At 76.1% G+C, this 20,143-nt stretch carries 15 protein-coding genes; 5 read left to right on the top strand and 10 right to left on the bottom strand.

Going from position 1 to position 20,143, the window contains the following annotated elements; all coding sequences use genetic code 11:
• The first annotated feature begins 4 nt into the window (after window positions 1-4).
• Window positions 5-451 (top strand): Rrf2 family transcriptional regulator, encoded by a 447-nt coding sequence (locus tag K7640_RS21570; RefSeq protein ID WP_222956686.1) that lies wholly within the window; start codon window positions 5-7, stop codon window positions 449-451.
• Window positions 452-508: 57 nt separating this feature from the next.
• On the opposite strand, the gene K7640_RS21565 is transcribed toward K7640_RS21570, so the two are convergent.
• From K7640_RS21565 to K7640_RS21540, 6 genes are all read right to left on the bottom strand, one after another.
• Window positions 509-1,891, bottom strand: coding sequence for a DEAD/DEAH box helicase (locus tag K7640_RS21565; protein WP_222956685.1), 1,383 nt, complete (start codon window positions 1,889-1,891; stop codon window positions 509-511).
• Window positions 1,892-2,138: 247 nt separating this feature from the next.
• A complete protein-coding gene (locus tag K7640_RS21560) occupies window positions 2,139-2,342 on the bottom strand; it encodes a cold-shock protein (protein WP_007072850.1) in 204 nt (67 codons plus the stop codon).
• Between the two features lie 204 nt (window positions 2,343-2,546).
• The gene (locus K7640_RS21555) at window positions 2,547-5,921 is read right to left on the bottom strand and encodes an ATP-dependent DNA helicase (protein WP_222956684.1); all 3,375 of its coding nucleotides are present in this window, start codon (window positions 5,919-5,921) and stop codon (window positions 2,547-2,549) included.
• Between the two features lie 37 nt (window positions 5,922-5,958).
• Entirely contained in the window at window positions 5,959-9,795 is a 3,837-nt protein-coding gene (locus K7640_RS21550; protein WP_255609700.1) for a PD-(D/E)XK nuclease family protein, read from the bottom strand.
• 487 nt (window positions 9,796-10,282) lie between these two features.
• Complete coding sequence (locus K7640_RS21545) at window positions 10,283-10,828, bottom strand: TIGR00730 family Rossman fold protein (RefSeq protein WP_222956683.1); 546 nt, start codon at window positions 10,826-10,828, stop codon at window positions 10,283-10,285.
• Window positions 10,829-10,831: 3 nt separating this feature from the next.
• Complete coding sequence (locus K7640_RS21540) at window positions 10,832-11,740, bottom strand: TIGR00730 family Rossman fold protein (protein ID WP_222956682.1); 909 nt, start codon at window positions 11,738-11,740, stop codon at window positions 10,832-10,834.
• 153 nt (window positions 11,741-11,893) lie between these two features.
• Here K7640_RS21540 and K7640_RS21535 point away from each other — a divergent pair, with 153 nt between their 5' ends.
• On the top strand, window positions 11,894-12,106 hold the full coding sequence (locus tag K7640_RS21535; protein ID WP_222956681.1) for a hypothetical protein: 213 nt from the start codon (window positions 11,894-11,896) through the stop codon (window positions 12,104-12,106).
• A gap of 144 nt (window positions 12,107-12,250) precedes the next feature.
• On the opposite strand, the gene dapE is transcribed toward K7640_RS21535, so the two are convergent.
• Window positions 12,251-13,324, bottom strand: coding sequence for a succinyl-diaminopimelate desuccinylase (dapE, locus tag K7640_RS21530; protein WP_222956680.1), 1,074 nt, complete (start codon window positions 13,322-13,324; stop codon window positions 12,251-12,253).
• Between the two features lie 24 nt (window positions 13,325-13,348).
• On the opposite strand from dapE, the gene dapD reads away from it, so the two are divergent.
• The 3 genes from dapD (at window position 13,349) to K7640_RS30330 (ending at window position 17,840) form a co-directional block, all read left to right on the top strand.
• Window positions 13,349-14,308: a 2,3,4,5-tetrahydropyridine-2,6-dicarboxylate N-succinyltransferase gene (gene dapD / locus K7640_RS21525; protein ID WP_222956679.1), complete on the top strand. Its 960-nt coding sequence runs from the start codon at window positions 13,349-13,351 to the stop codon at window positions 14,306-14,308.
• Between the two features lie 66 nt (window positions 14,309-14,374).
• Window positions 14,375-14,929 carry a sugar O-acetyltransferase gene (locus K7640_RS21520; protein ID WP_222956678.1) on the top strand — a complete coding sequence of 185 codons (555 nt, stop codon included), beginning with the start codon at window positions 14,375-14,377 and terminating at the stop codon, window positions 14,927-14,929.
• Between the two features lie 94 nt (window positions 14,930-15,023).
• Window positions 15,024-17,840 (top strand): hypothetical protein, encoded by a 2,817-nt coding sequence (locus K7640_RS30330; RefSeq protein ID WP_255609645.1) that lies wholly within the window; start codon window positions 15,024-15,026, stop codon window positions 17,838-17,840.
• Here K7640_RS30330 and K7640_RS21505 read toward each other — a convergent pair.
• Genes K7640_RS21505 through K7640_RS21495 form a run of 3 tightly spaced genes read right to left on the bottom strand, consistent with a single transcriptional unit; the run spans window position 17,817 to window position 20,137 of the window.
• Window positions 17,817-18,464 (bottom strand): nucleoside/nucleotide kinase family protein, encoded by a 648-nt coding sequence (locus K7640_RS21505; RefSeq protein WP_222956677.1) that lies wholly within the window; start codon window positions 18,462-18,464, stop codon window positions 17,817-17,819. The two genes, K7640_RS30330 and K7640_RS21505, sit on opposite strands and share 24 nt — an antisense overlap.
• Window positions 18,464-19,108, bottom strand: coding sequence for an SIMPL domain-containing protein (locus tag K7640_RS21500; protein ID WP_222956676.1), 645 nt, complete (start codon window positions 19,106-19,108; stop codon window positions 18,464-18,466). Before K7640_RS21500 ends, K7640_RS21505 begins: the two co-directional genes overlap by 1 nt.
• Window positions 19,109-19,117: 9 nt before the next feature.
• Window positions 19,118-20,137, bottom strand: coding sequence for a prephenate dehydrogenase/arogenate dehydrogenase family protein (locus K7640_RS21495; protein ID WP_222956675.1), 1,020 nt, complete (start codon window positions 20,135-20,137; stop codon window positions 19,118-19,120).
• Window positions 20,138-20,143: the final 6 nt, after the last annotated feature.

Here is a 20,143-nt window from a genome sequence, read left to right as displayed (position 1 = left end):
ACCCGTGTACGTCTCCGCGCGCAGCGACTACGCCGTCCGGGCCATGCTCGCCGTCGCCGACGCCGGTGGTGACCCCGGTCAGCCCGGCTCGGGTGGCGAGCTGGTCAAGGCGGCCACCCTGGCCGAGACGCAGGACATCCCGCTCAGCTTCCTCCAGGGCATCCTGCTCGACCTGCGCCGGGCCGGGCTGCTGCACAGCCACCGCGGCACCGAGGGCGGGTACGCGCTCACCCGGCCCGCCGCCGAGATCACCGTCGGCGACGTGCTGCGTGCCGTGGGCGGCGCGCTGACCACCGTGCGCGGCCTGCCCGCGCAGGACGCCGGCTACCACGGCGTGGCCGCCGGGCTGCGGGACGTCTGGCTCGCCGTGGACGGGGCGATCGGCGTGGTGGTCGACCGCACCTCCCTGGCCGACCTGCTGGTCCGCCGGGACCACCCGGCCAGCCACTGACCCTGCCGGCTCCGGCGAACGGCCGGGGCCGGCAGGTGGCTTCCGGGTCGAGCCCGGTCAGGCGGTGCGGGGGCGGCGGCGGGGACGCCGGGACCGGCCGGCGGCGCCGTGCGACGCCCGTCCGCCCTGGTCGGTGCCGTCCCCGGCCCGCGCCACGCCGGTGGCCCGCGGGCTGCCGGCCGGGTGCGGGGTGCTCCTGGTGCGCCGACCGCCGCCGGCCGTGCCACGCGCGGCCGCCGGCTGCGGGACGGCGATGGTCACCGGCACGCCGGACGGCTCCCGGGCCCCGGTGACCCGGGACAGCGCCGGATCACCGAGCCGCACCTGGGTCGACTGCGGCTTGATGCCGGCCACGCTCATCAGCCGGGACACGTCCCGGCGCTGGTCGGGCAGGACCAGGGTGACCACGGTGCCGGACTCCCCGGCCCGGGCGGTACGCCCACCCCGGTGCAGGTAGTCCTTCGCCTCGGTCGGCGGGTCCACGTTGACCACCATGTCCAGGCCGTCGACGTGGATGCCGCGGGCCGCCACGTCGGTGGCCACCAGCGCGGTCACCTGCCCGGTGCGGAACTGCTCCAGGATCCGGGTGCGCTGCGGCTGGGACTTGCCGCCGTGCAGCGCCGCGGCGCGTACCCCCTTGGACAGCAGTTGGCGGGCGAGCCGGTCGGCCCGGTGCTTGGTGCCCATGAACAGGATGGTGCGGCCCTCGCGGGCAGCGATCTGGGTGAGCGCGGCGGGCTTGTCGGCCGCGTCGACGTGTAGCACGTGGTGGGTCATCGCGGTGACCGTGGCGGTGCCCGGGTCCACCGAGTGCGACACCGGGTTGCTGAGGAAGCGGCGGACCAGCCGGTCCACGCCACCGTCCAGGGTGGCCGAGAAGAGCATCCGCTGGCCGTTCGGGGCGACCTGCTCCAGCAGCTTGGTCACCTGCGGCAGGAAGCCCATGTCGGCCATCTGGTCGGCCTCGTCGAGCACGGTGATCTCGACCTCGCCGAGCCGCGCGTCGCCCCGGTTGATCAGGTCGTGCAGCCGGCCGGGGGTCGCCACGACCACCTCGGCGCCGGCCCGCAGCGCGTCCGCCTGCCGCTGCAACGACAGGCCGCCGACGACGGTGGCGCAGCGCAGCCCGAGGGCCCGGGCGTACGGGGCGAGGGCGGTGGTGACCTGCTGGGCCAGCTCACGGGTCGGCACCAGCACCAGGGCCAGCGGGCGGCCCGGGCGGGCCCGGCGGCCGGCGGTGCGGGACAGCAGCGGCAGCCCGAAGGCGAGCGTCTTGCCCGAGCCGGTCCGGCCGCGGCCGAGCACGTCCCGGCCGGCGAGCGAGTCCGGCAGGGTGGCCGCCTGGATCGGGAACGGCTCGACGATGCCCTGCGTGGTCAACTCGGTGACCAGGGCCGGAGCCAGACCGGTGGCGGCGAAAGTGGACATGGTCATGGTCATGCGGAATGCCTTCCTCGACGCGGCACGTGTCGAGGAAGGGCGCCGGCGAGGGCGCCGTCACCGGCGGACAGAAGTGCCGGTGGTCACAAGCACGAACCGAAGGGGGTACGGGCGGTCCGCCCACGCCGTGGGCCCGAACGAGTCGGGCCCGCACCCGCACGCGCTGGGCGGCGGGAGTGACGGCGGGGCGGACCGGCCACGTCGCCGCGCCCTGAGGACGCGGCGGTGGTGCCAGGTGATCCGGAGATCAGAGCGGGCGGATGTTCTCCGCCTGCGGGCCCTTCTGGCCCTGGGTGATCTCGAACTCGACCCGCTGGTTCTCGTCCAGGCTGCGGTAGCCGGAGGACTGGATCGCCGAGAAGTGGGCGAAGACGTCGGCGCCGCCGCCGTCCGGGGTGATGAAGCCGAAGCCCTTGTCAGCGTTGAACCACTTGACGGTGCCGATGGCCATGCTTTTCGTCTCCTTCGACGGAACGTCGGTCCCGCACCTGCTGCGGGACCGTGATGCGCGTCACACCGGATGGCATGTCACGCATGTCGCTGGTTGGTCGCCCCGCCCGGAGAACTCCGGACACAACAAAGTGCGCCTGGGGCTACAATCCGCCAGGCGCACACAAAGTCTGCTGGAAACCAAAACTGCAACGTCATCAACGTATCACGGATGCCGGCGTCCGACACCCCCGACGGTGGACTCCGGCAATCCGGCGATCAGCGCGGCGAGCCCGTCGGCGTCCAGCAGGTCGGCCGGCCGCACGGTCACCCCGTCCCGGACGTAGTGGAAGGCGGCACCCACCCGATCGACCGGCACCCCGGCCAGTTCCGCCCAGGCCAGCCGGTACACGGCCAGCTGCACGGCCACCGCCGCCGCCTCCGGCCCGGTCGGCTGCTTGCCGGTCTTCCAGTCGACCACGTCGTACCGGCCGCCGGGGCGGGTGAAGACGGCGTCCATCCGGCCGCGCACCACCACGCCGGCCAGCACGGTGGCGAACGGCACCTCCACCTCCACCGGCACCCGGTCGGCCCACTCGCTGGCCAGGAAGCGCTCCTGCAGCTCGGCCAGCGCCTCGTCGGGCGCGGCGTCGGCGTCCGCCGCGCCGGGCAGCTCGTCCACGTCGAGCAGCCGGTCGGCGCCGAAGCGCTGCTCCAGCCAGGCGTGGAAGGCGGTGCCCCGGCGGGCGTACGGGTTGGGCGCGGTGGGCATCGGCCGGCGCAGCGCCCGGGCCAGCGCCGCCGGATCCCGGCGCAGCGCGACCAGCTGGGTCACCGACAGGTGGTCGGGCAGGGCCACCTCGACCGCCTCCGCCTGGCGCAGCAGCTCCGCGCGCTCGGCGAGGAGCAGGTCCGCCTCCCCCCGCCAGCGCGCCACCTCCGGATCGTCCGGGGCCGCGCCCGACGCCGGCTCCGGGTCGGCCAGGAAGCGGCGGACCAGCGCGGCGGCCTCGGCCAGCGCCGGCCGGCGGGCGCCCAGCGGGTCGGCGGGCCAGTCCGCGCGCAGCACCAGCTCGGCGGTGGGGTTCACCGCGTCACCCGGCGGCTCGGGCGCCCACTCGTCGACCAGCAACCCGTCGCCGCCGTCCAGGCAGGCGTCGTGCACCTCGCGCAGCAGCACCGAGGCGCCGCGGAACCGCTTGGTCCCCTCCCCCCACCAGTAGCCGGAGCAGAGCAGCAACCGCCGGGGCCGGGTCACCGCCACGTACGCCAGCCGGCGTTCCTCCCGCTCGTCGTGCGCCCGCCAGGCGTCGGTGAAGTCCTCCAGCGCCCGGGCCACGCCGCGCTGGTCCTCGGCCTCCGCCAGACCGAACGCCGGCAGCCCGGCCGCGTCGCCGCGCAGCGGGAACGGCAGCACGCCCAGCCCGCCCAGCCAGTGGTCGGAGTTGCGCACCGGTCCCGGCCAGACGCCCCGGGTCAGCCCGGCGACCGCCACCACGTCCCACTCCAGCCCCTTGGCGGCGTGCGCGGTGAGCACCTGCACCGCGCCCTCCACCACCTCGATCTCGCCGGGCGCCAGCCCGCGCTCCTCGTCCTCGGCGGCGGCCAGGTAGGCCAGGAACCCGGCCAGCGTGGCACCCGGGGTCTCCCCGCTGAACCGGGCCGCCACGTCGCCCAGGGCGTCCAGGTGCCCGCGCGCCAGGCCGGCGTCGCCGGTGCCGTCCCGGCCGGCCCGCACGGCCACCTCCACGTCCAGGCCGATGGTCCGCTCGATGTCCGCGATCAGCTCCGGCAACGTCTGGTCCAGCCGGTAGCGCAGCAGCGCCAGCTCCGTCCCGTACGCCCGCAGCCGGGCGTAGCCCTGGTCGGAGTACGCCTGCGCCGGCCCGGGATCGGCCAGCGCCTCGACCAGCGTCGCCTCGTCCAGCGCGTCCACGGTGATCTCCGGCCCGTCCTCGCCGGTGTGCTGCCGGCGGGCGCGGGCGATGGCCCGGGCCCGCCGGTGCAGGGCCACCAGGTCACGCGGCCCGATCCGCCAGCGGGCGCCGGTGAGCAGCCGCAGCAGCGCCGCCCCGTCGGTCGGGTCGGCGAGCACCCGCAGCGTGCAGACCACGTCCCGGACCTCGGGGGTGTCCAGCAGGCCGCCCAGGCCGACCACCTCGACGGGCAGCCCCCGGGCGCGCAGCGCCGCCTCGATCGCCGGGATCTGGCTGCGCAGCCGGACCAGCACGGCGGTGGTGGGGCGCAGCGGCACCGGGATGTGCTCGGGCAGCGCGGTGGGCATCCGGGCCGCCCCGCGCCAGGCGGCGAGGACGCCGTCGGCGATCCAGTCGGCCTCGTCGGCGTACGTCGGCAGCAGCGCGCAGTGCACGGTGCCGGCGGCGTGGCCGCGCGGGCTGCGGTGCGGGATCGGATCCTTCACGCTGAACGCGGCGTGCAGCTCGGGCACCTGGGCCCCGGCGGCGCGCAGCGGCGTGGCCAGCGCGTTCGCCACCCCGAGGATCTCCGGCCGGTTCCGCCAGCTGGTGGTGAGGCCGAGCGCCGGGGCGGGCGTGCCGCCCACGGCGGCGAAGTCGGTGGGGAAGCGTTCCAGGGTGCCGGCGCTGGCTCCCCGCCAGCCGTAGATGGACTGGCAGGGGTCGCCCACGGCGGTGACCGGGTGGCCGGCGCCGAAGAGCGCGTTGAGCAGCACCACCTGGGCGTGGCTGGTGTCCTGGTACTCGTCGAGCAGCACCACCCGGAACCGGTCCCGCTCGATGGCTCCGACGCCGGGGTGGTCGCGGGCCACCCGGGCGGCCCGGGCGAGTTGGTCGGCGAAGTCCATCGCCTCGAAGTCGTCCTTGCGCCGGGCGTACGCGCGCACCAGCGGCAGCAGCCGCAGCCGGGTCTGCTGCACCGCCAGCGCCCGGCGCACGTCGGCGTAGACCCGGCCGGGACGGGACTGCACGTCGGCGAAGAACCGGCCGGTCCAGGCGGCCAGGTCGTCCGGGTCGACCAGGTGCTCGTCCAGCTCGCCGGCGAGCGCCAGCACCGCGTCGGTGACCGTGCTCGGCATCCGGTCCACCTCGGACATGTCCCCGTCGTAGTTGCGCACCAGCAGGTCCACCAGCTGCCACCGGGACGCCTCGGTGAGCAGCCGGGTGGACGGCTCGTAGCCGGCGCGCAGCCCGTGCTCGGTGACGATCCGGCCCGCGTACGAGTGGTAGGTGGAGATGGTCGGCTCGCCGGCGAGGGGGTCGTCCAGCGGGTCGCGTCCGCGCCGGCCCAACCGGCGCACCAGCTGGCCCAGCCGGGTACGCACCCGGTGCGCCAGCTCACCGGCCGCCTTGCGGGTGAAGGTGAGACCGAGGACCTGCTCCGGCCGGACGTACGAGTTGGCCACCAGCCAGACCACCCGGGCGGCCATCGTCTCGGTCTTGCCGGAGCCGGCGCCGGCCACCACCAGCAGCGGCTCCACCGGGGCGGCGATGATCGCGGCCTGCTCCCGGGTCGGCGCGGGCAGCTTCAGCAGCCGGGCCAGCTCGACCGGGGTGTAGCGGGGGCCGGCGTCGGCGGTCCGGGGGGCCGGGGCGGCGGCGCCGAACAGCGCGGGCTGGGTCACCGCGGGCCGCCCTCGGCCACGCGTCGGGGTCGTACGCTCACTGGTCCTCCGCGGCGGGTCGGGTGGCCGGCGGCTCGACCACCTGCCGCCCCCGGCCGGAGACCGGGCAGCTGGTGCGCACCGGGCAGACCCGGCACTTGGCGTTGGCGACGGCGGCGAAGGTCGAGGCGGCCATCGTATCGGCGGTCCGGCGGACCAGCGCGGTGGCCCAGCCGGCCTCCGGGCCCTCCCCGGCGGCGGCCTGGGCCTGCTCCTTGGCCTCCTTCGCCCCGGTGCCGAGCTGCACCAGCGCGGCACCGCCGGAGGCGTCGCCGTACTCGCCGAACGCCCCCGCCTCCACCGCCGCCTGGTACGCCCCGAGCTGCGGATGCTCGGCCACCTCCCGCTCGGTGACCGCGGTGGACTTGCCGGTCTTCAGGTCGATCACCACGAGCCGGCCGTCGGCGTCCACCTCCAGCCGGTCCACCCGGCCGGTCAGCTCGATCGGGCGGGCCGGGTCGTCGAGGCGCACCGCGAACTCGTGCTCGATGGCGAGCAGCCGGCGCGGGTTGCCGGCCAGCCAGCGCAGCAGCTTGTCCACCATGGCCTCGGCGCGGGCCCGTTCCGGGCCGGCCATCCAGCGGGCGGCCAGCTCGATCGCGTCGAACCGGGCGGCCACGTACTCCAGCAGCGCGGTGCGGTCCGCGCTGGCGTCCTCGGCGAGCATGGCCGCGGCGTGCACCAGGTTGCCGACCCCCTGGGCGGCGCTGGCCGGCGGGCTCCCGCCGTGCCGTTCCAGCAGCCAGCGCAGGCTGCACCGCAGGGCGCTCTCCATCGCCGACGGGGTGACCCGGACCGGCTCCCCCTCGTCGACCAGCGGCCGGTCGTCGGAGAGCGGGCGCAGCCCCCACCACTGGTCGGGATGGGCGCCGGCCACGCCGGCTGCGGCCAGCCGGGCCAGCTCGGCCGCCGCGGCCTGCCGCCGGGCCGCCGGTGCGGCCGGGTCGGTCACTGCCGTACGCAGCTCGGCGACCAGCGCGGAGAGGGTGAGCGCCCGGGGCGGCAGGGTGACCGGCAACTCCCCCGGCGGCCCGTCCTCCTGCTCCTCGTCGACGACCGCCACCGGCCCGCCCCCCGGCCCGCCGCCGTCCGCGCGGGACGGCGCGGGGTTCGGCCCGGTCCCGGGCTGCGGCCCGGACGGCGCGGGGTTCGACCCGGACGGCGGGGTCCCGGGTTGCGGCCCGGACGGCGGGGTCCCGGGTTGCGGCCCGGACGGCGCGGGGCCGGGTTGCGGGCCGACCGGGGCCGTCCCGCCGCCGATCGGGGGCGGTTCGGTCGCGCCCAGCTCGTGCAGGAAGCGGCTCGGCTGCTCCTCGTGGTCGTCGCCGCCGACCGCGGCCGAGGCGACCGCGGTGACCAGCAGCCGGCGCCGGGCCCGGGTCACGGCCACGTGGAACAGCCGGCGTTCCTCGTCGAGCAGGGCGGAGGTCTGGCCGACCAGGCTGGCCCGCAGCCCGCCGCCGTCGGCCCGCCCGGCCAGCACGTCGACCAGCCGCTCCGAGCCGAGCAGGCTGCCGCGCAGCCGCAGGTCGGGCCAGACGCCCTCCTGCACCCCGGCCACCGCGACCAGGTCCCACTCCAGCCCCTTCGCGGCGTGGGCGGTGAGCAGGCGTACCGCCTCGCCCCGGTCCGCGCTGGCGGCCAGGGTGTCCGCCGGCAGGTCCTGCCCGAGCACGTGGTCGAGGAAGACCTCGGTGCGCGCGCCGGGCAGCCGGTCGGTGAACCGGGCCGCCGCGTCGAAGAGCACCAGCACGGCGTCCAGGTCACGGTCGGCGGCCTCGGCCCGCCAGCGCTGCGCGGTCTCGTGCTCGCCGGTGGCCGCCCGCCCGCGGGTGATCTCCCCCGCCCACCGTTCGGCCAGGCCGCTGGCGTGCCACACCGCCCAGAGCACGTCCTCGACGCCGGCGCCGGGCCGCTCGGCGGTCTCCCGGGCGATGGCGAGCAGACCGGCGACGGCCTGCGCCGGCTCCGCCCACCGCCGGTCGATGCCGGTCAGCTCCTCCGGGTCGCGTAGCGCGTCGACGATCAGCTCACCGGACGGACGCCGGTCGCCGGTGGCCAGGGCCAGCGCGCGCAGGCCCTGCCGCAGCCGCCGCTCGGCCAGCGGGTCGGCGCCACCGAGCGGCGAGTGCAGCAGCGCGACCGCGGCCTCCTCGTCGAGCCGGTCCGGCTCCAGGGCGCAGCGCAGCAGGAGCAGCAGCGGAGCCACCGCCGGTTGCAGGTGCAGCGGCAGGTCCTCGCCGTGCACCACGGTCGGCACGCCGGCGGCGTGCAGCGCCCGTCGCAGCGACGGCAGGCGCAGCGCGGTGGAGCGCACCAGCACCGCCATCCCCGACCAGGGCACCCCGTCGAGCAGGTGGGCGGTGCGCAGCGCGTGGGCCAGCCAGACCGCCTCGCTGGTGCTGGAGCGGAAGGTGCGCACCTCGACGCTGCCGGGCGGCGCGTCGGGCAGCGGGCGCAGCCGGCGGTGCGCCGCCGGACCGCGCAGCCGCCGGGCCAGCCGCCCGCTGGCGGCCAGCAGCCGCGGGCCGGCCCGGTAGGAGGTGTGCAGCACGACCTGCGCCGCCGGCGCCCCGGACGCCGTCCGGAACCGGTGCGGGAAGCTGGTGACGACGGCCGGGTCGGCGCCGCGGAAGGCGTACGTGGAGGAGTCGGGGTCGGCGAACGCGACCAGCGGGCGGCCGCCGCCGGCGATCACGTGCAGCAACTCCTGCTGGGCCGGGTCGGTGTCGGCCAGCTCGTCGACGTAGACGTGGCCCAGCCGGCGGCGTTCGGCATCGAGCAGCTCCGGGTCGTCGCGCAGCATGCCGGTCGCGGCCCGGACCAGCTCGGCCGGGTCGTACGCGACGGAGCCCCGGTTGGTGACGTCGCGCAGCGCGAGCACGGCCACGTACTCCCGGAGGAAGCGGGCGGCGGCCGGCCAGTCGGCGCGGCCCAGCCGCTCACCCAGCCGGGCCAGGTCGGCCGGCCCGACCCCGCGCTCGGCGGCCCGCATCAGCAGGTCCCGCAGCTGGGCGGCGAACGCCCTGGTCCGCAGCGCCGGGCGCAGATCATCCGGCCAGCCGACCGGGTCGTCCTCGGGCTCCTCACCCACCACGTCGAGCAGCTCCCGGATGATCAGATCCTGCTCGGGGCCGGTGAGCAACCGGGGGGACGGCTCGCCCCGCCCGGCCGCGGCCCGGCGCAGCAACCCGAAGGCGTACGCCGGGAAGGTGCGCACCAGCGGCTCGCGCAGCACCCGGTGACCGTCGGCGGCGATCCGGGCCTCCAGCCGGTGTCGCAGGTCGGTGGCCTGCCGCCGGCTGAAGGTGAGCACCAGGATCCGCTCCGGGTCGACCCCCTCGGCGACCCGCGCGGCCACCGCCTCGACGAGGGTGCTGGTCTTGCCGGTGCCCGGCCCGCCGAGGACCAGCATCGGGCCGGCGGTGTGCGCGACCACCTCGGCCTGCACCGGATCCGCGATCCGGCCGCCCGCCTCCCCGCCCAGCCTCGCGCGGCCGGGCGTCGCCTCGCCCGCCGTTGCGCCGCCCGACAGCTCCCTGGCCGCCGTTGCGCCGCCCGGCGTTGCGGCTCCCGACGTTGGGGCTCCCAGCGTTGGGTCGCCCAGCGTTGGGTCGCCCGGCGTGGCGGCGCCCGACGTTGCGGCACCCGACGTTGCGGCGCCCGACGGTTCGCTGCCCGGTTCGGGGTGCGCGGCAGTGCCCGCCGACCCTTCCGGTCCGCGGCCCGCCTCGGCCACCCCTGTGGACCGACCATCCCCCCGCGCCGCCCCGCCGTCGGGGCGGTCCCCCCGGTCCGCCTCGGCAGGCCGACGCACCAGCCGGTACGCCTGCATCACCTCATCCCACCACGCCGGTACGACATCCGGGTCCTCGTCCCCCGCCGCCGCGCCACACCTCACGTCGACCGGACGGCGAACGGCGACGCGCAGCCGGGCGACGCCGGCCGGAGCCGTCACCGTCCGTGGTCTCCCAGGAGGCGAGGACATCCGCGAGCGTGATGACTCTGAGGTATCAATATGACTCTCAGGTATCACGCTCGATCCCGTCCCCCGCCTCCGCCCGGGGAGCCGTCCCCGCCCGGGGAGCCGGGACCGCCCGGGCAGCCGTCCCCGCCTGGGGAGCCCGTCCCCGTCCGGTGAGAGCCGGTCGCCGCTCGGGCAGCCGGGGCCGCCTGGGGAGCCGGTCGCCGCCCGGGGAGCCGCGGCCGCTCGGGCAGCCGCCCCTGCGCGGGGAACCGCCCCGGCCCGCGAATCGCTCGATCGAGGCGACGCGCCGGCCTACCGCGCCTCGCCCGTGGGGAGGCCTAGCGGCGACGAGCCCTCAGGTGAGCTGGGACTCGAGGGCGTCGAGAGCGGCGGGGACGGTGTCGGCCACCGTCAGCAGGCCGAGGCCGGCGGGCTTGAGGAAGGCCTGGTCGGCGAGGGCGGCGAGCCAGTCGACCAGCGGGCGGTAGAAGCCGTCGGCGTCCACCAGGGCCATCGGCTTGGTGTGCTGGGCGAGGGTGGCCGTGGTCCAGACCTCGAAGAGTTCGTCCAGCGTGCCCAGGCCGCCGGGCAGGGTGAGGAACGCGTCCGACTTCTCGATCATGAGGGTCTTGCGGCTGGCCATGCCGTCGGTGACCAGCAACTCGTCGGAGGCGAGGTCGGCCACCTCCAGGTCCACCAGCGACTGCGGGATGATCCCGAGGGTCCGGCCGCCGGCGGCCCGGGCGCCGTCCGCCAGCGCGCCCATCATCCCGACGCAGCCACCGCCGCTGACCAGGGTGTGCCCGCGCCGGGCCAGCTCCGCGCCGGTGGCGGCGGCGAGGTCCAGCCAGCGCTGGTCGAGGGTACGGGAGGAGGCGCAGAAGACGCAGATCGCCGCCACGGCTCAGATCTCCCCACCCGGGCGGGACACGGACCGTTCGGTGGACCCACCGCCGCCGTCCCGGTCCGGGGCCGCCTCGGCGGCGGCCCGCTGGTCGGCTTCGGTGCGGGCGACCGACTCCTCGCGGATCGCCTCCTGCTCGGCGGAGAGCGTGGCCTCGGCCTTGACGATGTGCCGCACCGCCTCCTGGACGTCGTCGGTGACGCAGATCAGCTCCAGGTCGACCAGGCTGATCTTGCCGTCGGCGGCCATGCTGTTCCGCAGCCAGTCCAGCAGCCCCCGCCAGTACGCCTCGCCCATCAGCACCACCGGGAACCGGGTGACCTTGCCGGTCTGCACCAGGGTCAGCGCCTCGAACAGCTCGTCCATGGTGCCGAAGCCGCCGGGCAGCACCACGAACGCCTGGGCGTACTTGACGAACATGGTCTTGCGGGCGAAGAAGTAGCGGAAGTCGATGGCCAGGTCGACCCAGTCGTTGAGGCCCTGCTCGAAAGGAAGTTCGATGCCGAGCCCGACCGAGAGGCCACCAGCCTCGCTGGCGCCCCGGTTCGCGGCCTCCATGACCCCGGGTCCGCCACCGGTGATGACCGCGTAGCCGGCGCGGGCCAGGGCGGCGCCCAGCTCCTCGGCCAGCTGGCACTCGGGGCTCTCCGGCTTGCTGCGGGCCGAGCCGAAGACGCTGACCGCCGGCGGCAGGTCGGCCAGGGTGTCGAAGCCCTCCACGAACTCGGACAGGATGCGCAGCGCGCGCCAGGCGTCCCTGGTCTTCCAGTCGCCCCGGCTGCGGGAGTCCAACAGGCGCTGATCGGCGGTGCTGGACGGGATGGCGCCCCGGCGCAACGTCACCGCGCCGCGGTGCCGTTCCCGCCCCGGATCCCGGCCGGGCTGCTGGCGCCCGTTGCTCTGGCTCATGAGGCAACGGTAGTGGAGCCGCCAGCTGGCGGGACGTGGGGCGGCGAGCCCGGGAAATAGTTCGCGCCCGCACGCAACCGATCGGGCCTGCCGTACGTCTTTATTCACATACCCGGTATGGCCGGGGTACGCGACTTCGGGGGAGGAGCGAGCGTGATCAGTAGCACCGAGATGATCAGGATCCGGCGACAGATGCAGCGCCGGATCCAGGACGTGGTGGCCGAGCGCCGCCGCGCCCGCCAACTGGAGGCCCGCTCCGCCGACCTCCACACCATCCCCACCCAGCCCGCACACCCCGACCCCGCGACCACCCAGCCCACCCCCATCGAGGCCGACTCCACCCCCACCCTCACCCCCACCGCATGACCACCACCCACCCCGCCCCTCGGGGCGCCCTCCCCAGCTGAACGGCCCCGGGGACGATCAAGGGGTTTGCGTCGCCGGGACGTACTTCCGGTGACGCAAACCCCTTGATCACCGAGGAGATACCCGGGAGGGAGGCCGGCGGGGTCAGGCGGGGGCGAGCCAGCGGTGGAGGGTGGCGGCGCCGTCGCGGATCTTGGTGAGCTCGACGTGCTCGTCCCGGTGGTGGGCCAGGTTGGGGTCGCCGGGGCCGAAGTTGAGCGCGGGCACGCCCATCGCGGCGAACCGGGCCACGTCGGTCCACCCGAGCTTGCCGATCGGGGCGGCGCCCACGGCGGCCAGGAACTCCCGCGCCGGTGGCGCGTCCAGCCCGGGCGCCGCGCCGGGCGCCGAGTCGGTGACCACCAGGTCGAAGCCGGCGAAGACCTCCCGCACGTGCGCCTCGGCGGCGGCCGGGTCGCGGTCCGGGGCGTACCGGAAGTTGACCTCGACGTCGCAGCGGTCCGGGATCACGTTGCCGGCCACGCCGCCGTGGATGCCGACCGCGTTCAACCCCTCCCGGTATTCGCAGCCGTCGATGGTCACCCGGCGCGCCTCGTACGCCGTCAGCCGGCGCAGCACCTCACCGGCGGCGTGCACGGCGTTCACCCCGTGCCAGGAACGCGCGGCGTGGGCCCGGGCGCCGGTGGTGGTCACCGTCGCCCGCAGCACGCCCTGGCAACCGGCCTCGACGATCCCGTACGTCGGTTCCAGCAGCACCGCGAAGTCGGCCGTCAGCCAGTCCGGGTGCGCGTCGGCGAGCAGGGTGAGGCCGTTGTACCTCGACTCGATCTCCTCGGCCTCGTAGAAGAGGTACGTCACGTCGTACCGGGGGTCGGGCAGGGTCACCGCGAGGTGCAGCGCGAACGCCACCCCGGACTTCATGTCCGAGGTGCCGCAGCCGTACATCAGGTCGCCGCGCATGGTCGACGGCCAGTTGTCGTTGTGCGGCACGGTGTCCAGGTGGCCGGCGAGCACCACCCGCTGCGCCCGGCCCAGGTCGGTCCGGGCCATCACCGTGTTGGCGTACCGGTGGGTGGTCAGGTGCGGCACCGCGCGCAGCACCTCCTCCACGCAGTCGGCGATCGCCTTCTCGTTGAGCGAGACGGACTCGATGTCGACCAGGGCGCGGGTCAGCGCCACCGGATCGGCCAGCACCTCGGGGGTCAGCGGGTTCTGCATGATTCGCACGGTACCGTCAGCACCGTGAGGAGCACACAGTCTGCCTGGGGCATCGGCCTGGCCACGATCACCGCTGACGACCAGGTGCTCGACACCTGGTACCCGACCGGCAAGCTGGGCCTGGGCGAATTGCCCCTGGTCCCCGGGGAGGACGAGGCCGACGTACTCGACCTGCCGCCCGGGGCGGTCGGCGAGCGGGCGCTGCCCGGCCTGCGTACGGTCGAGGTGACCACGGTGATCGGCTCGCTGGACGACCCGATCAAGGACGCCGCCGACGCGTACCTGCGGTTGCACCTGCTCTCCCACCGCCTGGTGCGGCCCAACGAGCTCAACCTCGACGGCATCTTCGGCAAGCTGGCCAACGTGGCCTGGACCTCGGCCGGGCCGTGCCCGCCGGAGCGGGTGGACGAGCTGCGGGTCATCGAGCGGGCCGCCGGCCGCCACCTGAGCGTGTACGGGGTGGACAAGTTCCCCCGGATGACCGACTACGTGGTCCCCGCCGGGGTGCGGATCGCCGACGCGGACCGGGTCCGGCTCGGCGCCCACCTGGCCTCCGGCACCACGGTGATGCACGAGGGCTTCGTCAACTTCAACGCCGGCACGCTGGGCACCTCGATGGTCGAGGGGCGGATCGTGCAGGGCGTGGTCGTCGGCGACGGCTCCGACATCGGCGGCGGCGCGTCGATCATGGGCACCCTCTCCGGCGGCGGCAAGGACAAGGTACGCGTCGGCGAGCGGAGCCTGGTCGGCGCGAACGCCGGCGTCGGCATCTCGCTCGGCGACGACTGCGTGGTCGAGGCGGGCTGCTACATCACCGCCGCCTCGAAGATCACCCTGCCGGACGGGCGGGTGGTCAAGGCCCGCGAGCTCTCCGGCGTCGACGGGCTGCTCTTCTGGCGCAACTCGGTGACCGGCGCGCTGGAGGCGAAGCCGCGTACCGGCCGGGGCATCGAACTGAACGCCGCCCTGCACGCCAACGACTGAGGTGTAAGGAAGGGCCCCTTCTTAACAGACGTCTGTTAAGAAGGGGCCCTTCCTTACGCTCGGGGCATGAGTTCGATGAGGGAACGCATGCTGGCGGGCGAGGCGTACATCGCCGAGGGCCCCGAGATCATGGCCGACCTGGACCGCGCCGCGCGGCTGGCGGAACGCTTCAACACCAGCTCCGCCGCCGATCCCGAGGGGCGGCTGGCCGCGCTGCGCGAGCTGCTCGGCGCGGTCGGCGAGGACACCTGGGTTCGGCCGCCCTTCCACTGCGACTACGGCTACCAGATCCACCTGGGCCCACGCTGCTTCGTGAACTTCAACGCGGTCTTCCTCGACGTCGCCCGGATCACCATCGGCGCGGACGTCCAGATCGGACCGAACGTGCAGCTGCTCACCGCCACCCACCCGGTCGAGCCGGAGGCCCGCCGGGCCAAGTGGGAGGGCTCGGCGCCGATCACGATCGGGGACAACGTCTGGCTCGGTGGCGGGGTCATCGTGCTGGCCGGCGTCACGATCGGCGCGAACACGGTGGTCGGCGCGGGCGCGCTGGTGACCCGCGATCTGCCACCGAACGTCGTCGCCGTCGGTAGCCCGGCCGCCCCGGTCCGCACCCTGTAGAACTCGCGCCACCTGCGGAAACGGCTATTGAGGGATAGCCAACACCGGCCCAGTGGGTGCACTCTGAGTAATCAGACGGTGACAGGGAGCACTGATGGCGACGGCGCGGGTGCTGGAGCTGCGGGTGCACGGGGTGTCGAACACCCCGCCCCAGCAGCTCCTCGGACTGCGGCCGGAGCCGGACGGCACGGGCCCACGCCCCTGGCTGGTCGCCGGCGGCGAGGTGACCGGTTTCTACCGGTCCACCACCGCGCGGCCGCACGATCCGGTCACCGTCGAGGCGTACAGCTGGGGGCAGTTGACCTCGGGCGCGCGGACCGCGCGCGACGTGGAACGCGCGCTGTGGACCCTGCTGCTGCCCTTCACGCTGGCCAACGTCGCCCTGTACGCCCGACCCGGGATCCCGGCGGAGCCGGACCAGGAGCGCTGGGGCAGCCGCTCGGGGCTGGCCGCCTGGCTGATCCGCCTGTTCTGCCTGAGCCTCACCGGGACGCTGGTGCTCACCGTGACCGGGATCGGCGTCGACCTGGTCGGCTGGCAGTGCGTGGACCGCGACTGCCTGGCCCGGATGCCCGGTCCGTGGGAGTTCCTCGCCGAGGGCTGGTGGCGGGAGGACGCCCGGGCGCTCGCCGCCGGCCTGCTGCTCCCCCTGGCCCTGCTGGTCCTGCTCGGCCTGATGGCCTGGCGCACCTACCAGTACGAGGCGGAGATGCCGGCCGACCCCTGCCCCGGCCCGGCGCCACGGGACCGGCGGGCCGGGGGCGCCACCCGGGACCCGGCGGCCGGAGCTGCCAGCCGGGGCGGGGAGTCCCGGTGCGGCCCGCACGGCGAACCGGACGAGCCGGACGAACCGGCGCCGCCGCGCAACCCGTTGCAGGATCCCACCTTCTGGTGTGGCGAGGGCCAGCTGCGCCGGGCCGGGGTGCTGCACCTGTGCACCGGCGCGGTGGTCGCGGCGGCGGTGCCGCTGGTCGCGGTGCTCCGGATGGACCCGCCGCACGGCCTCCGCTCGGCGCTGGCCTGGCCGACGGTGACGGCGATCGGCGCGGTGCTGGTGATCGCGGTGGTCGCCGCCGGCCGCCCCTACCTGAGCCGGCGCGCCGGGTACACCCCGCTCGGCCCGTGGAGCGTCGCGGTGGCCGTGCTCACCGGGCTCGGCCTGGCCGGCACCTTCCTGATCCTGCTGCTGCCGGACGGCCCCGCCGGCGTCCCGCTGACCGAGCTGCGCCCGCCGCCGGGCTGCGTCCGGGACGCCGCCGTCCCGGGCTGCCGGGCGGACCGGTCCCTGCCGGGGTACGACGCCATCTTCGCCTGGCTCGCCGTCTACCAGGTCCTGCTGCTGATCGCGATCGGCGCGGTCGCCCGGTCCGGCCGGCGGGCGTTGGTGCCGCCGGCGCTGGGCGGCGCGCTGCTGCCGCTGGCCCGGGCCTGGGTCGACGGCAGCCTGCCCGGCGCCCCGTCCGCCCCGGCCGCGCTGTCGATCTGGATGCTCACCGGGCCGGCGATCGCGCTGGCCGGCACCGGCCTGCTGCTGCCCCGCGCACACCCCGACGCCGACCGACACCCGGACGGCCCAGACCGGGCCGACCCACATCCGGGCAAACCGGACCAGGCCGACCGGCACCCGGGCGGCCCGGACCAGAACGGCCCGGGCCCGGGCGGCCCGCAGCCGGGCGGCCCGGACCGCGAACGGCCGACGGCCGACCGGGAGACGGCCGTCCGGGAGGCGGCCGACCCGGGCACCGACGTGGCCTGGGGCGGCCGGGGCCCGGCCCTCATCGCCGGCGCCGGCTGGCTGATGGCGGTCGCCTACTGCGCGGGGCTGCTCTACTGGGTGGCCGCGCGCCTCGACGGCGCGGTACGCCCCGGCGGCACCTCCCCGGTCACCCTCCCCCAGCCGGTGATCTGGGCCGGCCTGGCGTTCGTGGTCGCGCTGGCCGTCCTCGGCTGCACCCTGCTCGGCGCCGGGATCGTCTTCCAGGTGCTACGGCACCGGGAGTACGCCCGCCTCACCCGTCCCGGGACCGGGCTCTCCGCGCACGACCTGCGGCGCTGCCGCGACGTCAGCCGGTTCCGGGCGCTGCACCGGCTGGTCGGCGACCACGCCATCCGGCTGATCGGCTGCTACGCCGCGGCGACCGCGGCGCTGGTGACGCTGAGCTGCGCCGCCGCCCTGTCCCACACCGACCTCGCCGCCGGCCACCGCGGCGCGCTGGACCGGATCGCCGGCGTGGGCGACGCGCTGTTGGGCTGGCTGCCGGTGGTGGTAGCGGGCGTGGGCATGCTGGTCTACCGCAACGACACCGTGCGCCGCACGGTCGGCGTGTTCTGGGACGTGGGCACCTTCTGGCCCCGGGCGGCGCACCCGCTGGCCCCGCCCAGCTACGCCGAACGCGCGGTGCCGGAGTTGCAGACCCGGGTGGCCGGGCTGCTGGCGCTGGACCGGGCCGACCCCCGCCGGGTGGACGGGGTGATCCTCTCCGGGCACAGCCAGGGCACCGTCATCTGCGCCTCGGTGCTGCTCCAACTTCCGCCCCGGTGGCGGCGGCGCACCTGGTTCTTCTCGTACGGCTGCCAGCTCACCCGGCTCTACGGGCGGGTCTTCCCGGCCTACTTCGGCCCGGAACGGCTGCGCGCCCTCGCCGTGGCGCTCACCCCACCCGGCGGGCCGGTGGCGTGGAGCAACTTCTGGCGGCACACCGACCCGCTCGGCTGGCCGGTCGACGCCGGCGAGCGGGACGTACCGGTGGCCGACCCGGAGGCCCTGCACCCCAGCGCGGGCGAGGTGGCGGACCCGCCGATCCGCAACCACGGCAGCTATCCGGAGGCGCGGGAGTTCCTGCGGGAGCGGGCGGCGGTGGCCCGGCTGCTGCGCCGGCCCGTGCCCTCACCCCGGCAGCGGGTCAGCTAGCCGGACCACCAGGTCGGCCCGGCCGGCGGTGCCGGCGACCAGCGCGGCGTTGGTCTCGTCGCTGCCGAGTGCCCAGGCCCGCGCCTGCTCCGGCGACCGCCCGTACGCCTCGTGCCGGGCGGTCAGCCGGCGCAACCGCAGCTCCGCGTCCAGGTCCAGGAACCACGCCTGATGCAGCAGCGACCGGACCTCGTCCCAGGGGAACTCGGGCAGCAGCAGATAGTTGCCCTCGGTCACCACCAGCCGGACCTCCGGTGGCACCGCGATCGCCCCGGCGACCGGCTCCTCCAGGTCCCGGCGGAACTGGGGCGCGTAGACGGTGGTGGGTTCCAGCCGGTGCAGCCGACGCAGCAGCGCCACGAAGCCGTACGCGTCGAAGGTGTCCACCGCGCCCTTGCGCGCCTCCCGGCCGAGCCGGCGCAGCTCGGCCTGGGCCAGGTGGAAGCCGTCCATCGGCACCAGCCGGGCGGCCGGCCCGACCGCCTCGACGATCCGCTCGGCCAGGGTGGACTTGCCCGCACCAGGCGCCCCCGCGATGCCGAGCAGCTGGCGGGGCCCGTCGGCGGCGAGCGCCCTGGCCCGGGCCACCAGGTCGTCGAGCGCAAGCACCGTCGCCGGGGGCATCAGCGCAGGACCGGCTCGCTGATGGTGAACCGCGCCGCGACGGCCGCGTGCACGCTCTGCGGCTGCGGGTCCAGCTCCAGCTCCGGCAGGACGTCGCCGGCACCGCCCCCGGCGAACGCCGCCCGGGCGAACATCGGCTGGCCACCGCCGTCGGTGTCGGCCAGCTCCAGCAGGGCGGTCACCCGGGCGCCGAGCGCCTCCGCGTACTCGCCGGCCCGGGACAGCGCGTCGGCGATCGCCGCCCGCCGGGCCTCCCGGTACGCCGGGCTGTCCGGGCGCAGCGACCACCACGGCCCGGCGATCTCGACCTGGTCCTGGTCGGCCAGGCGCAGCATCAGCTCGCCCAGGTCGGTGAAGTCGGTGACGGTGACCGTGGTGGCGACGCTGCCGTGGTAGGCGACCACCCGCTCGCCGGAGCGCCGCCTCTCGGGGCGCACCCGCAGGTCACCGGTCTCCCGGTGGGCCACGACCGCCTCGTACGAGTCGAGCAGCACCCGCACCGCCGCGGCCCGCTCCGCGAGCCGGGCCAGCGTGGCCTCCCGGTCCCGGTCCCGGGCCGTCGCGGTCACCGTGAACCGGGCCAGCTCGGGCGGCACCTCGCGGTACGCCTCGCCCCGCACCGCCACCACCGGACCGTCCACCATGACCACACCCTAACCGGGGGACGCGGGCCCCGGACGACGCCCGTCGTACGCGACCACGCCGTCGCCGGTCCGGCAGCCGGTGAGGTATCCCCCGGCCTCGCCCAGCTCGCACAGGTACGCCAGTTCGTCCGCCGGGTCCCCGGCGAGTGGGAACTCGCGCCGCCCCGGACGCGGGCGCCGGTCGGCGAGCGCCAGCCGCGCCGAGCGGGCCTGCTCGTACCGGGCGACCAGGGCGGGCAGGTCGTCGGCGCGCAGCGCCGCCGCCAGCTCGTCGAGGACCGCCCGCACCTCGTCGAGCTGCCGCAGCACCTGCTCCCGGTTGTTCGCCAGCATGTCCGCCGTACGCCGGGCGGGGGTGCCGGCGACCCGGGTGCCGTCCCGGAAGCTGCCCGCGGCGAGCCCGAGCACGGCGTCGCGGAGCGGGGAGGCGGCGACCGCCCCGGCCAGGCCGCCGGCGAGCAGGTGCGGGACGTGCGAGGAGAGCGCCACCACGGCGTCGTGCCCGGTCGCGGACATCGGCACGACCCGGGCGTCGAACACGTCGATCAGCAGCGCGGCCAGGGTGCGGAACGGCGCGAGCCCGGCGGCGCTCGGGCACAGCACCCAGGCGGCGTCGGTGAGCAGGTCCGGCTGCGCCGAGGTGAGGCCCGCGAACTCCGCGCCGGCCATCGGGTGGCCGGGGACGAACCGGTCGGTCAGCCCGCGCTCGGCGGCGAACCCGGCCAGCGCTCCCTTGGTGCTGCCCACGTCGCTGATCGCGCAGCCGGGCGGGGTGTGCGCCGCCACCGCCAGCAGGGTCTCCGGCAGGGTGGGCAGCGGGCCGCCGAGGAAGACCACGTCCCGGTCGCGGACCGTGTCGGCCAGCCGGTCCGCGAAGTCCAGCCCCCGTCGTACGCCCTCCGCGCGGGTCGGCCCGTCCGGGTCCCAGGCGCGCACGTCGGCGCCCGTCTGGTGCAGCCGCAGCAGGATCGAGCCGCCGATGAGACCGGTGCCCACCACGGCGATCCGCGGGCCGGGCCTGTCCCCCATCGCGTA

It is taken from the genome of Micromonospora sp. PLK6-60 (assembly GCF_019890675.1).
Lineage (GTDB): Bacteria > Actinomycetota > Actinomycetes > Mycobacteriales > Micromonosporaceae > Micromonospora.
The sequence above is the reverse complement of the archived record's forward strand: the minus strand, read 5'-3'. Positions and strand labels throughout refer to the sequence as shown.